A 16,194-nucleotide genomic window follows, 5' to 3' on the forward strand; every position below is an offset into this window, starting at 1 on the left:
ATTTGTTTAAATTATACAAAATGAGGTGCTCCAATGTCGGTATTTAAAAATCAGGAAACGTACTGGGATAACCTGTTTGATGAAGATGACAGCCTAAGCGCATTCCCTTACTTTAAAGCAGCAGATAAGGCGCCATTGGCCCGTACCGGCTATCAGGAAAAATGCATCTGCCGTTCCTTATCTCCGGAAGTATCCCAAAGAATAATTACAATGTCTAATCATTCTGAAATGGCAGCCTATTTGATTTTATTGGCAGGGATTGAATGCTTGTTGTATAAATATACGGATCGAACGGGGCTGATTCTTGGCATTCCAACGGTATCGAAGCAAAAAAGCAGCCAGTCAGCCGTTAACACCATTGTCCTTTTGAAAAATACGCTTTCAAGCCAGAGCACGTTTAAAACCGTATTCGAGCAACTGAAAGAAGCCGTTAATGATTCGCTGAAAAATCAAAACCTGCCGTTTCGAAAAATGGTTCAGCATCTGAACGTGCAATACAATGATGAGCATATGCCGTTGATTCATACCGTCGTTTCACTTAACGAAATTCATTCCTTGCAATTTAAAGAAGATGCTGCAACCGATACGCTGTTTCACTTTGATTTGGAGAACAACGGGATTCATTTGAAGCTTTTTTATAACGGCAATCTGTACAATGAGCGCTATATGGATCAAATTGTATCTCATTTGGATCAACTGCTGTCTGTGATCTTATTTCAGCCCCAAGCTGCGATCCATAAGGCAGAGGTCATACCCGAAGCGGAAAAACAGAAACTATTATTTGATTTTAATGACACCAGCGCAAATTATTCCGGGAGCAGAACCGTCTATCAGTTATTTGAAGAGCAAGCAGAAAGAACGCCTGATCATGCAGCCGTCAAGTTCAAAAACTGCCATTTGACATACAGGGAATTGAATGAACAGGCCTGCCGTTTGGCAAGAACATTGCGTAACTGCGGAGTTCAAGCCGATACGTTAGTCGCCATTCTGGCTGATCGTTCATTAGAGATGATCGTGTCTATTATAGCCATTTGGAAGGCGGGGGGCGCTTATGTGCCCCTGAACCCTGAATATCCAAAAGAGCGGCTTCAATATTTGCTTCATGATGCGAATACAGATGTTCTCCTTGTTCAGCGCCATTTGAAAAACATCCTCACCTTTGACGGACCGACGATCGATCTGAATGATGAAGCATCTTACCATGCCGATTGCTCATTGTTATCACCCATAGCGGAACACAACCATTTAGCCTACGTCATTTACACCTCGGGCACAACAGGAAAGCCGAAAGGGGTCATGGTTGAACACGGCGGCATTGTGAACTCGCTCCAGTGGAAAAAGGCGTTTTTCAAGCATTCTGCCAAGGATCGAGTGCTTGTCTTGTATCCCTATGTTTTTGATGCATTCATTTTAAATTTCTTCGGCCCGCTAATCTCGGGTGCAACCTTGCATCTTTTGCCGAACGAAGAGAATAAAGACCTTTTCGCCATTCAAAATGCCATGAAACAAGAGAGGATTACACATTTTTCAACTTCTCCCCGTCTTCTGAAAACGATGATCGAACAGATGAATGCAGAGGACTTCATTCATGTTCAGCATGTTGTTGTAGGCGGTGAGCAGCTGGAAGCAGATACAGTTGAGAAGCTATATTCTCTGCAGCCTCACATCCGAATCAATAATGAATACGGACCGACAGAAAATAGCGTGGTATCTACATTTCACCCTGTCCAGTCCGCTGATGAACAGATCACAATCGGCAAACCGGTGGCCAACCACCAAGCCTATATTTTAGGAGCGCACCATCAAATCCAGCCGATCGGCGTACCTGGAGAGCTGTATGTCGGTGGAGCCGGCGTGGCCCGCGGCTACCTCAATCAGCCTGAATTAACGGAAGAAAAGTTTGTTCAGCATTTGCTCCTCCCTGGTCAAAAGATGTATAAAACGGGTGACCTCGCCAGATGGCTGCCAGATGGAAGGATCGAATATTTAGGGCGAATCGATCTTCAAGTGAAAATTCGCGGATACCGTATCGAGATCGGCGAGGTAGAGGCAGCCTTGTGCAATCTTGAAAAAGTTCGTGAAGCTGCAGTCGTTGCGCGGGAAGCCGAAGACGGAGCCAAGCAATTGTATGCCTATTATGTCGGCGAGCCTTCTTTGTCCGTTGCGCAGTTCAGAGACGATTTGTCCCGTAAACTGCCGGATTATATGATTCCCTCCTATTTTATCCATTTGGAACACATACCGCTCACTTCCAATGGGAAAATTGATTTGAAGGCTTTGCCTGCTGCCGAAGAAAAAACGCGGACGGATAACGAATACATAGCCCCGCGAAACTCAACAGAAGAACTGCTGGCGTCTATCTGGCAAGAAGTATTAGGAGCAGAGCGTATAGGAATTCTGGATAATTTCTTTGATTTTGGCGGAGATTCGATTAAATCAATTCAGGTGTCTTCGAGATTGTATCAAGCCGGTTACAAGGTGGATATGAAGCATCTGTTTAAATACCCCGTGATTGCTGAACTAAGTCAGTTTGTAGTGCCGCTCGGCAGAATGGCTGATCAAGAGGAAGTGAACGGCAGGACAAGTCTGACCCCGATTCAGCATTGGTTTTTTGAACAAAAAATGCCGAATGCACACCATTACAATCAGGCCGTCATGTTATATTCGGCGGAAGGCTTTAAAGAGGCTTTGCTTCGCCGGACGATGGAACGCATCGCCTCGCATCATGATGCCTTGAGGATGATTTTTGAAAAAACGCCGAATGGATATGCTCCGCGAATTACAGGCACGGATGAAAGTGAATTATACCATCTGGAAGTGATGAATTATAAAGAGAAAACAGATCCGGCTCAAGCAATTGCCGATAAAGCGAATGAGATTCAAAGCAGCATGGTATTAGAACAAGGGCCTTTGATGAAGCTTGGTTTGTTCCAATGTCCGGACGGAGATCATTTGCTGATTGCAATTCATCACTTGACGATTGACGGAGTATCCTGGCGAATTTTACTTGAGGATTTTGCAAGCGGTTATGAGCAGGCAGAGCGCGGACAAACGATCCGCCTCCCGCAAAAAACAGATTCATTTCCATTCTGGGCGGATCAATTGTCCAAGTATGCGGCGGAAACCGACATGGAACAGGAGATTGCTTATTGGACTGAGCTGTCAAGCATGAAACCGCAGCCATTGCCCAAGGACAACATCGGCAAAGGTTCGTTATTAAGAGACAGCGAAGAAGTGACGATTCAATGGACAAAAGAGGAAACAGAGCAATTATTAAAACAAGCGAATCGCGCCTACAACACGGAGATCAATGATCTGCTGCTGACTTCATTAGGACTCGCCGTTCACAGGTGGACTGGCATAGAAGACATTCTCGTGAATTTGGAAGGCCACGGGAGAGAACCGATTATTCCGGATGCGGATATTTCCCGGACAATAGGATGGTTTACAAGCCAGTATCCTGTCGTACTGAGGATGGAAGCCGGAAAAGATCTGTCGCAGCGGATTAAGATCGTCAAAGAAGGACTGCGCCGTATTCCTGATAAAGGAATGAATTACAGCATCATCAAATATGTATCCGGGCGTCCGGAAGCCGCCAGTCTGCAGCTGAAGCCGGAAATATCGTTTAATTACTTGGGGCAATTTGACCAAGACCTGGAGCATCAAGCTTTACGCATATCGCCTTTTTCCACAGGGTTATCGATGAATGAAAACCAAGAGAGAACGGCCGTGCTTGATTTGAACGGCATGATAGCTGAAGGGAAATTATCGATAACACTGAGCTACAGCAACAAACAATACGAAAGATCGACTATGGCGCAATTTGCACGAAATTTGAAAGAAAGTCTGCATGAAGTCATTGCGCATTGCGTAAGCCGGCAGCAGACTACCCTGACGCCAAGTGACATTCTGTTAAAAGATATCACAATAGACGAACTGGAACAGCTCTTGGAGCAGACGCGTGAATGGGGCGAAGCAGAAAATATTTATCCATTAACACCGATGCAGAAGGGTATGCTGTTTCACAGCTTGTTTGACCCCAGTTCAGGTGCCTATTTTCAGCAAACGATGTTTGATCTGCATGGAGATCTGGATATTGACTCATTTTCGAAAAGCTTGGATGGCTTATCACAAAAATATGATATTTTCCGCACGAATTTTTACAGAGGCTGGAAAGATCAGCCGTTGCAAATCATATTCAGAACGAAAAAGATCGGTTTTGAATTCATTGACTTACGTGAGATGAAGGAATCACAAAAAGAAGAGATGATTCAGGAATATGCCAGAAGAGATAAGTTACAGGGGTTTGACTTAGAAAGAGGCGCGTTAATGCGGTTACTCATTCTTCGTACGGATGATACGACATACCGTTTTATATGGAGTTTTCACCATATTTTGATGGACGGCTGGTGCCTGCCGCTGATTACAAAAGAAATATTCGAGCATTACTTTGCCTTGCTTCAGCAAAAGCAGCCTGAACAATCGTCGATTACTCCGTACAGTCAATACATTGAATGGCTCGGCCGGCAAGATGCAGAAGAGGCCATGCGTTATTGGGATCAGTATTTGGAGGGATATGAAGAGCAAACCATCCTCCCTAAGGATCACCATGCGGCGGAAGATGAGCGATACATTCCGGAGAAAGTGACATGTGAAATAAGCACCGACCTCACTTTGAAAATGAAGCAGACGGCCGGCAAACACCATGTCACGCTGAACACACTGCTGCAGACGGCATGGGCGGTTTTGCTGCAGAAATATAACCGAAGCCGAGATGTTGTTTTTGGAAGTGTTGTATCCGGAAGACCGGCTGGAATTCCAAACGTGGAAACCATGATTGGCTTATTCATTAACACCATTCCCGTCCGGATCCGATGTGAAGCCGGGACAACGTTTACCGAACTTATGAAAGAAGCGCAGGAAAAAGCAGTAGCGTCTCAAAAATTTGAGACGTACCCGCTATACGATATTCAAGCACGTACAACGCAAAAGCAAGATTTAATTACACATTTAATGATATTCGAAAATTATCCTGTTGATCAGTATATGGAAAGCATAGGCCGGCAAAACGGATCATCCATCACAATTTCCAACGTGCAAATGGAAGAACAGACCAACTATGATTTTCATTTGACCGTTGTACCGGGCGAAGCGATGAACATCTATTTTGAATACAATGCCAGTGTGTATGATCGCTCAAGTATAGAGCGGATTCGGGAACATTTCATGCAAATCTTGCATCAAGTCATGACAGATGCGGATATCCAGGTGGAGCAAGTGGAATTGTTAACGGAAAACGAAAAAAGAACCCTTCTTCATACTCTTAACGACACGGCTGCACCATTTCCGCAGACGCCGGTTTATCAATTATTTGAAAAACAATCGCAGCGTACGCCCGATCAAGCGGCCGTCATCGATAAGGACAGGGAGCTCACGTACGGAGAGCTCAATAAGCGGGCAAACCAACTGGCGCGAACGTTAAGAGCGAAGGGCGTGCAGGCGGATCATCCTGTGGCTGTCATCAGCAGAAACAGTATCGAATCAGTAGTCGGGATCCTTGCCGTTTTAAAATCAGGTGGAGCCTACGTCCCTATAGATCCGGAATATCCGCAAGACCGCATCCGGTATATGCTGGATGACTCTCAAGCCGGAATCGTTTTGATGCAGCGAGATGTCAGGGAACAGCTTGCCTATGAAGGCGTCACGGTTTTACTGGATGATGAAAGCTCGTATCACCAAAATGACTCTGACCTTGCACCGATAAGTGATGCTAGCCATTTGGCATATGTCATTTATACGTCAGGTTCCACAGGCCGGCCAAAAGGCGTATTAATCGAGCACCGAGGTTTGACCAATTATATTTGGTGGGCGAAAGAGGTTTATGTAAAAGGCGAGAAAACCAACTTCCCGTTGTATTCGTCAATCTCTTTTGATCTAACGGTGACTTCTATTTTCACACCGCTTGTCACAGGCAATACGATCATCGTCTATGACGGAGAGGACAAAACAGCACTGCTTGCATCGATTGTGCAGGACCCGAGGGTGGATATCATTAAATTGACGCCGGCCCATTTACAGGTTTTGAAAGAAATGAATATCGCCCATAAAACGGCTGTCCGAAGAATGATTGTGGGCGGGGAGAATCTAAGCACCCGGTTAGCCCAAAGTATTCATAAACAGTTTGAAGGCCGAATTGAAATATGCAATGAGTACGGACCGACGGAAACCGTTGTCGGCTGCATGATTTACCGTTACGATGCCGTGAAGGACAGGCGGGAATCGGTACCGATTGGAACGGCTGCAGCAAACATGAGCATTTATGTGCTGGATGAGAATATGAAACCCGCGCCGGTCGGTGTTCCAGGAGAAATCTATATCAGCGGTGCCGGTGTGGCAAGAGGATATTTGAACCGGCCGGAATTGACGGCAGAGAAATTTGTCGATGACCCGTTTGAACCCGGAGCCAAGATGTATAAGACCGGAGATTTGGCGAAGTGGCTGGCTGACGGAAACATTGAATATGCGGGCAGAATGGATGAACAAGTGAAAATCAGAGGCTACCGTATCGAATTAGGCGAGATCGAGGCGGCACTGCATCAAGAAGAAGCGATTAAGGAAGCTGTTGTTACAGCTAGAGAAGATATCCACGGGTTTAAACAATTGTGTGCATATTACGTGAGCGGCGGGCAAATAACGGTTTCCCGGCTCCGGAAACAATTGTCTCATACTCTGGCAAGTTATATGGTTCCGGCCTATTTTATCGAGCTGGATGAAATGCCTTTAACCTCCAACGGAAAAATAAACAGAAAAGGGCTGCCGGTTCCGGATTTCGGGCTGCAGGACAGAGCAGAGTATAAGGCTCCCCGAACAAAAGTGGAAGAAATATTAGTTTCCGCCTGGGAAGCTGTATTAGGTGCAGAGAACGTCAGTATTCTGGATAATTTCTTTGACCTTGGCGGAGATTCTATTAAATCAATCCAAGTGTCATCAAGATTAAAACAGAGCGGATACAAAATGGAAATCAAAGACTTGTTTCAATATGCAACGATTGCCGATTTGAGTCCGCATATCAAGCAGAATCTGCGTATAGCCGATCAGGGTGAAGTCAAAGGAAAAGTCAGCCTGACTCCTATTCAGCATTGGTTCTTTGATCACATAACAATAGAACCGCATTATTATAATCAAGCCGTCATGCTGTATGCACCGGAAGGTTTTCGGGAAACGCCGCTTCGTCAAACCCTGCAAAAGCTTGCAGAACATCATGATGCGCTCCGCATGACGTTCCAGCAGACGGAAAAGGGGTACGAGGCACAGTTTGCAGAGATTGCTCAAAGCGGGCTGTACCACCTTGAAGTCCTGAATCTGAAAGCAGAATCCGACCCGGGGCAGACAATTGAAGCCAAGGCTAATGAGATACAAGGCTGTATGCGTTTAGGTGACGGGCCGTTAATGAAGGCCGGATTGTTTCAATGTGCAGATGGAGATCACTTGCTGATTGCCATCCATCATTTGATTGTAGACGGGGTTTCATGGCGCATTTTATTGGATGATATGGCTAATGGTTACAAACAAGCTGAGAACGGGCAAGTGATTCAACTGCCGCAAAAAACAGACTCTTTCCAATTATGGGCCAAGAGGCTTTCAGAATATGCGCAAAGTGAAGCCATAAGACAAGAACAGGAATATTGGACAGAGATCGAACAAACCGATGTGAAACCGCTGCCTAAGGATTTTCATGAAACACATACGACTTCAAAGGACAGTCAAACGGAAACCGTGGAATGGACTATAGAAGAAACGGAGCTGTTATTAAAACAAGCGAATCGCGCTTATAACACTCAAATAAACGATTTGCTTTTAACCTCTCTGGGTCTTTCCATATCGCATTGGTCAGGACTTGAACAGATTCCGATACATTTAGAGGGACACGGAAGAGAACAGACGATTCAAGATATGGATATCTCCCGTACGGTTGGATGGTTCACAAGTCTGTATCCGGTTGTGCTTCACGCGCAGCCAGGCAAAGAAATCTCTGATTATATCAAGACGACCAAAGAAGGACTGCGCCAAATTCCGCATAAAGGGATCGGATATGGAATAGCAAGGTACTTAAGCGGGTCAATGCCATCAAAACTGAATCCGGAGATTAGTTTTAACTACCTGGGGCAGTTTGACCAAGATTTGCAGCAGCATGCGATTCAATTATCCTCCTACTCCTGCGGTTCAGACTCAAGCGGGAATCAAGCCAGACCGTATGTATTGAATATAAACGGAATGATAACCGAGGGCCGGATGAGGATTGCGATCAGTTATAGCATCAAACAGTACGCAAGAGAAACGATCAAGCGGCTATCGGAAACAATTCAAAGCCGCCTGCGGACAATCATTACGCATTGCGTTCATAAAGAACAATCGGAACTGACACCAAGCGATATTTTGTTAAAAGGCATGACCATTGATGAATTGGACCAGCTCCTCATTCAACTGCCGTATTCAGGTGAGATCGAAAACGTGTATCCGCTCACTCCGATGCAGAAAGGAATGCTCTTCCACAGCTTGCTGGATGAGGACTCATATTCTTATTTCGAACAAGCATCGTTCGATTTGCAGGGAGAGTTAAAGATTGATTGGTTTAAAGCAAGCTTGGAACGATTATTTGAAAAATACGCCGTGCTCAGAACCCGTTTTTACAGCGGCTGGAACGATACTCCTTTACAAATCGTCTATAAAACACAAAAACCGCAAATTTATTTTGCAGATTTGCGTGACATAGAGGAGCACCGGCGTGAGGATAAAATCGCTGCCTATCAAAGAGAGGACAAGGCAAAAGGATTTGACTTGGCTCGGGGTCCGCTGATGCGCATAGCGATTTTCCGTATGGAAGACCGTAAATATCATTTGATTTGGAGCTTCCATCATATTGTTATGGACGGCTGGTGCCTGTCTCTTATCACGAAGGAAGTGTTTGAGCATTATAGCGCCTTGCAAGAAGGCAGGGAAACAGAACCACCATCTGCAGCTCCTTACAGCGACTATATCGAGTGGCTTGACCTCCAAGATCAGGGAGCGGCCAAACGGTACTGGAGCGAGTATCTTGAAGGGTATAAAGGTGAAACCAGGCTTCTTCATAAACGACCGCAGCATGAACAAAAAGCATATGCTTATGCCAATGTGATCTGCGAATTAGACCAAGAACAGACAAAACGGTTGCAGCAGATCGCAAATCAGCATCAAGTGACATTAAATTCGTTGATCCAAACATTGTGGGGGGTTTTATTACAGAAATACAGCGGGTCCGGGGACGTTGTATTTGGCAGTGTCGTGTCGGGAAGGCCTGCGGAAATTCCTGGTGTAGAACAGATGATCGGCCTGTTCATCAATACCATTCCGGTTCGCATCCGCTGTGATGAGGACAGCTCTTTTGCTGAAGCGATGCAAATGGTTCAACAAAAGGCATTGACTTCCCAAGCATTCGATACCTATCCTTTATATGAAATTCAGACAAAAACGGAACAAAAACAAAACCTGATTGACCATATCATGATCTTTGAAAACTATCCGATAGGACAACAAGTTGAACAGGCAGGCCATCATGATGCGGGACTGGACATCATGAATTTTCATATGCAAGAACACTCCCACTATGATTTGAATGTGGTTGTCATTCCTGGCGAAAAGCTTGCCATCCATTTCGGTTTTAATGAAAACGAATATGAAAAATCAGAAGTGGAGCGGCTCCGCGGGCATTTTGAACAGCTCATGCAGCAAGTATTGCAGCAACCATCTGTCAAAATAGAAGAATTGGAGCTTCTGACTCAGCAAGAAAAAGAACATCTGCTCAGTCGTATTCAATCTGACGAGATGGATTACCCACGTGAACAAACGATTCATGAGTTGTTCGAGGAACAAGCGCATCGTGCACCTGACCATGCGGCGGTTGTATTCGAGGGTAAACAATTAACCTACGGAGAACTGAACCGGCGATCCAATCAGCTAGCGCGAACCTTGCGGGCAAAAGGAGTGCAGGCGGATCAGCTTGTCGGCATTATGACTGAACGCTCTCTGGAAATGATTGTAGGCATTTTGGGGATTTTAAAAGCGGGCGGAGCATATTTGCCGATAGATCCTGATTCTCCGCCTGAACGCATCCGTTATATTTTAAGTGATTCGGGCATCAGCGTATTGCTTTATCGTGAGAAGCTGCAGAATAACATCGGCTTCCCAGGGACATGTATCGATCTCATAGAGGAACATGCCTATCACGAAAAAGACAACGGCCTTGCGCTCTCTTATCAGTCGAGTCAACTGGCCTATGCCATTTATACTTCCGGTACGACGGGCAAGCCTAAAGGCGCGTTAATTGAACATCGCCAGGTCATTCACCTGATTGAAGGACTTCGCCGCCAAGTTTATTCTGCCTATGATGCCGAGCTGAATGTAGCCATGCTTGCTCCATATTATTTTGATGCTTCTGTTCAGCAAATGTATGCTTCCTTGTTGTTAGGACATACCCTGTTTATTGCTCCTAAAGAAGTCGTGTCAGACGGTGCAGCATTATGCCGTTACTATCGGCAGCATTGCATTGACATAACCGACGGAACACCTGCCCACTTAAAGCTCTTGATAGCTGCAGGTGATTTGCAGGAAGTCCCGCTTCGGCACCTTTTAATAGGAGGAGAGGCTCTTTCTAAAACAACAGTAAATCAGCTCATGCGATTATTCGGCGATTATGGCGCTGCGCCTGCCATCACCAATGTATATGGACCTACAGAAACTTGCGTAGATGCGTCCCTTTTCAACATTGAATGTTCTGCCGATGCTTGGGTACGCAGTCAAATTCATGTCCCTATAGGCAAGCCGTTAGGCAGCAACCGCATGTACATTCTTGATTCAAAAAAGCGGTTGCAGCCTGTGGGCGTTCAAGGCGAGCTGTATATTGCAGGGGACGGTGTCGGGCGGAGCTACTTGAACCTGCCGGAACTAACGGATGAAAAATTTGCTGCCGATCCGTTTGTCCCGACGGACCGAATGTATAGAACCGGTGATCTGGCCCGCCTGATGCCGGATGGAAATATTGAATTTATCGGCCGGATTGATCATCAGGTGAAAATTCACGGTTTTCGGATTGAACTCGGTGAAATCGAATCGGTAATGCTGAACGTTTCTGATATTCGAGAAGCCGCCGCAATTGCCCTTGAAGATAAAGATGGAGAGTTTTACCTATGCGGATATTATGCTGCGGATAAGCCAATACAAATCAGTGAACTTCGCGAAAGTATGGCACGGTATTTACCGGGATATATGATACCGGTAAATTTTGTGCAGTTGGATAAGATACCGCTGACGCCAAACGGGAAGCTGAACCGTCAGCTATTACCGACTCCGGTCAAAAAGCGGGACAGAGGCATAGAATACGTGCCGCCGCAGACTTCGGCAGAAATCCATCTGGCAGCAATTTGGCAGGATGTTCTCGGTTTAGAGCAGGTGGGGATCCGAGATAACTTCTTTGATATCGGCGGACACTCCCTGCGGGCAACGGCGCTCATTGCAAAGATACAAAAGCAATTGCATGTCCAAATTCCTTTGCGAAACGTGTTCCGTTTCCCAACCATTGAACAGCTCGCGCGGGAAATCACGACGATGGAGCAAACCGGGTATGCCGGGATTCCTGCAATTGAGAAAAGACCATATTATCCGGTATCTTCGGCGCAAAAACGATTGTACATTCTCAATCATCTGGAAGGCGGAGAACTCAGTTACAACATGCTGGGTCTGATGGCTGTCGAAGGTAAGTTTGATCGTGATAAGCTGCAGCAAGCCTTCCTCGCACTGATTCAACGTCATGAATCTTTGCGCACCGGTTTTAAAATGGCCGGCGGAGAACCTGTTCAGTATGTCTTGGATCACGCAGAGTTTGAAGTAGAGTGGTATCAGGCAGAAGAAAATGATGCAGGCCTTTATATCCGCCAATTTATTCGCCCGTTTCATCTGGAGAAGCCGCCGCTGCTTCGTGTGGGGCTGATTGAACTTCGACCTGACCGCGGAATTCTGCTGTTTGATATGCATCATATTATTTCTGACGGAACATCTATGAGCATATTGATTAAAGAATTTATTCGGATTTATGAAGGAGAGACATTACCGCCCCTGCGCATCCAGTACAAGGACTACGCAGTATGGCAGACCGGAGAAGCGCGGTTAAAACAGATCCAAAACCAAGAAGCCTATTGGTTAGAGCTGTACAGCGGCGACGTTCCTGTCCTTCATCTGCCTACAGATTATATACGGCCGTCGGGACGGGATTTTGCGGGAGCTACGATGCATTTCACGCTTGATAAGCAAAAAAGCGAAGGATTAAAGCAGCTCGCATCCCAAACCGAATCTACTTTATATATGGTGCTCCTTGCGTCTTATACCTTATTGCTTTCAAAATACAGCGGCCAGGAAGACATTATTGTTGGCAGCCCAATAGCGGGGAGACCGCATGCGGATTTGGAACCCATTATCGGAATGTTTGTGAATACACTGGCGATGAGAAATTACCCCGAAAAAGGGAAGACGTTCTCTCAGTATCTGTCCGAGGTTAAGGAGAATGCCCTAAAAGCTTATGAACATCAAGATTACCCGTTTGAAGCGCTGATTGACCAACTGAATATCGCCAGAGATTTGAGCCGTAATCCTTTGTTTGACACCATGTTTGTGCTTCAAAACACGGAGCAGGAACAGTTAGATATAAATGACGTAACTTTCAAACCATACCCAAGCGAACATACGATGGCTAAATTTGATTTAACCTTAACGGCTGTGGAAGAAGACTCGGGTATTCATTTCACGATGGAATACTTGACGGCCCTGTTTAAACCGGAAACGATCGAACGTATGATGGGGCATTTTGTGCAGCTGATTGATTCGATTATCAAACAACCTGAGGCCGAGCTGGCTGATTTGGATATGATAACACAAGAAGAGAAGAGTGAAATTCAGAAACTCTTTAACGATACTGCAACCGCAGAAAAACGTATTCCGCCAACGATTCATCAACTTTTTGAGCAGCAGGCTGAGCTTAACCCGGACCATGAAGCTGTCGTGTTTGAAAATCAGACTCTGACTTATCGTCAGCTGAATGAACGTTCCAATCAGCTGGCGCGCGTCCTTCAAGATAAGGGTGTAGGCACAGATCAGGTGGTTGCCGTTCTCACGAATCGCTCAGCAAATATGATGATCGGCATTTTAGCCATATTAAAGGCCCGCGGAGCATTTCTTCCTATCGATCCGGAACTTCCTGATGAACGGCGGGCTTTTTTGATGAAAGACAGCGGCGCCGGTGTGCTATTGACTAGTGCAGGTCATGCCATTCCGCCGCTCTTTGAAGGGGAAGTACTTCTGCTTGACGATCCGTTACTATATCAAGGTGGGACAGATAATCTTCAACTTTCCTATTCGGAAAATGACTTAATGTACGTCATTTACACATCTGGTACAACAGGGAAGCCAAAAGGGGTTCAATTAGAACATAAAACGATGACGAATCTGTTCGCATATGAACGAGATCATACGCAGCTGCGTTTTGACAGAGTGCTGCAATTTGCTGCCATGAGCTTTGATGTCTGCTATCAAGAAATTTTCTCCGCTCTTTCAAGCGGAGGGACACTCTTTATCATCAGCAATGAGGCAAAACGGGAAATACGTCAGTTCAATGATTTTGTCAGAACGCACAGGGTACAAACAGCATTTCTTCCGACCGCGTTCCTTAGGCTCCTTGGCTCGGAGAAACACTATTTCGAACCGTTTGCCGAGTGCGTGGATCACATTATCGCTGCGGGAGAACAGCTCATCGCAACAAGTATACTGCGTGACATGCTGGCGCACCACCATGTCACTCTTCATAATCATTACGGTCCGTCGGAAACGCATGTCGTGACCATGTATACCGTTGATCCGAATATTAATCAGGAGCTTCAGCCGATCGGCAAACCGATTTCAAATACGGAGATTTTCATTTTAAATGAGGCCGGAACGCTTCAGCCTGTCGGGATCGTCGGTGAGCTTTGTATTTCCGGGGTCAGCTTAGCCAGAGGTTATCATAACAGGGAGTCTTTGACGCTCGAAACATTTGTTCCGCACCCATATGACACGAAACAACGAATGTATAAAACAGGTGATCTGGCCCGTTACCTTCCCGACGGAAACATTGAATATGCGGGAAGGATGGACCATCAGGTCAAAATCCGCGGTTACCGGATTGAGCTCGGCGAGGTGGAAGCCGCTCTGCTAAGCATCGAGCATGTTCAGGAAGCCGTTGTCCTGTCAAAAGAAAATGCAGATGGACAAAACGATTTGTATGCCTATTTTACAGCGGAGCAATCATTGCCGATCAGTCAGCTAAAAGAAAAACTTGCTGATCAAATACCGGGCTACATGATTCCTTCATACTTCATCCACCTGGAGGTACTGCCGTTAACCTCCAATGGAAAAGTAAATCGAAGAGCATTACCGATTCCTGAAGTCGGTTTGCAAACCGGGACTGACTACGTCGCTCCGCGGACGAGTATGGAAGAGAAGCTGGTATGCATCTGGCAAGACGTTTTGAAGGTAAAAGAAATAGGCGTGAAAGATAACTTTTTTGATCTGGGCGGCCACTCGTTACGGGGAATGACGCTCATTGCCAAAATCCATAAGGAATTCAATAAAAGCATTTCATTAAGAGAAGTATTTCAATATCCGAAAGTTGAAGAAATGGCAAAGGCCATTGCTGAAGCTGAAGCCTGCGGACCGGATTATATTCCGGCTGCCAAAGAAAAAGATGTCTATCCTGTATCCTCCGTGCAGAAGATGGTTTACCTGTCAACACAGATCGAAGGCGGCGAACTTAGCTACAATATGCCGGGAATCCTTGCATTAAAAGGAAAAATCGATATGAATCGCTTACAAATCGCTTTCCAAAGACTGATCCAGCGTCATGAGTCGCTGCGCACCGGATTTGAAATGATCCGCGGAGAACTGGTGCAGGTGATCAAACCGCAAATGGAGTTCTCTATGGAAAGGTATAAGGCAGCACCTGACGAGGTTGAGGAACTTTTCCGCGCCTTCTTGCGGCCATTCGATCTCAGCCAGGCTCCATTACTTCGGGCTGGACTCATCGAGTTGGAACAAGACCGGCATATTTTTATGTTTGACATGCACCATATCATTACGGACGGCGCCTCCATGAATATTTTTGTCGAAGAACTGATTCAATTGTATGACGGCAGAGCGTTAGCTCCGCTCCGTATTCAATACAAAGACTTCACTGAATGGAAGCTGCAAAAAGAGCAAAGAGAACGAATCAAGAGGCAGGAAGAGTATTGGCTGGGTGTATTTCATGAGGAGCTTCCGTCATTCGAGCTGCCGAAAGATTTTGCGAGGCCGCCGGTGAGAAGCTTCGATGGGAAGCGGCACAATTTTGTGCTCGATAAGACTGTCATCCAAGGTGTAAAGCAGCTGGAAGAATTGACCGAATCGACCGCTTATATGATTTTGTTTTCGGCCTATTCCATACTGCTGGCTAAATATAGCGGCCAGGATGATATCGTCGTCGGTACACCTATTGCGGGGAGAATGCATGAAGATTTGCAACATATCATCGGAATGTTTGTAAATACATTAGCCATCCGTACCGCTCCGATGGCGGAAAAGACATTTATGGATTATATAACGGAAACAAAAGAAACAATGCTGAAGGCTTATGAAAATCAAGAGTATCCTTTTGAAGAATTAGTTGAAAAACTGGGTGTGAAAAGGGACTTAAGCCGCAATCCATTGTTCGATACGATGTTTGTCATGCAAAATACGGAACAAACGGATATTGAGGTAGACTCTCTCGCCGTCAGACCTTACGAACAAACAAATACGGCTGCCAAGTTTGATTTACAGCTGACCTTTGTAATAGACCAGGATGAGATACAAGGCAGCTTTGATTACTGCACGAAGCTATTTAAAAAGAAAACCATTGCTGTATTGGCCAAGGATTACGTCATGATCCTCTCGGCGATTTTACGAAATCCATCCATTCCTTTAAGAGAAATTCAATTAAGCGAAAAAGTAAACAAAAGTAAACACCTCGCAAGCACAATCGAATTGGATTTCTAATAATGGCCGGCGCGGCTGTCCCGGCACGAATGCCGCGGCTGCCGCAAGCCGCCTTAAAAACAGGAA

General features: G+C 45.7%; 1 protein-coding gene. It reads left to right on the plus strand.

Annotated features, from left to right (window positions below):
* Nucleotides 1–33 precede the first annotated feature (33 nt).
* Nucleotides 34–16,128, plus strand: coding sequence for a non-ribosomal peptide synthetase (locus tag CVV77_RS03065; protein ID WP_100274618.1), 16,095 nt, complete (start codon nt 34–36; stop codon nt 16,126–16,128).
* The last annotated feature ends 66 nt before the right edge of the window (nt 16,129–16,194 follow it).

The organism is Bacillus sp. SN1 (genome assembly GCF_002796895.1).
Classification (GTDB): domain Bacteria; phylum Bacillota; class Bacilli; order Bacillales; family Bacillaceae; genus Bacillus; species Bacillus inaquosorum.

What these genes read in the sequence shown, in the direction of transcription:
- CVV77_RS03065 (WP_100274618.1), top strand. Translation starts at nt 34, where the DNA reads ATGTCGGTATTTAAAAATCAGGAAACGTACTGGGATAACCTGTTTGAT.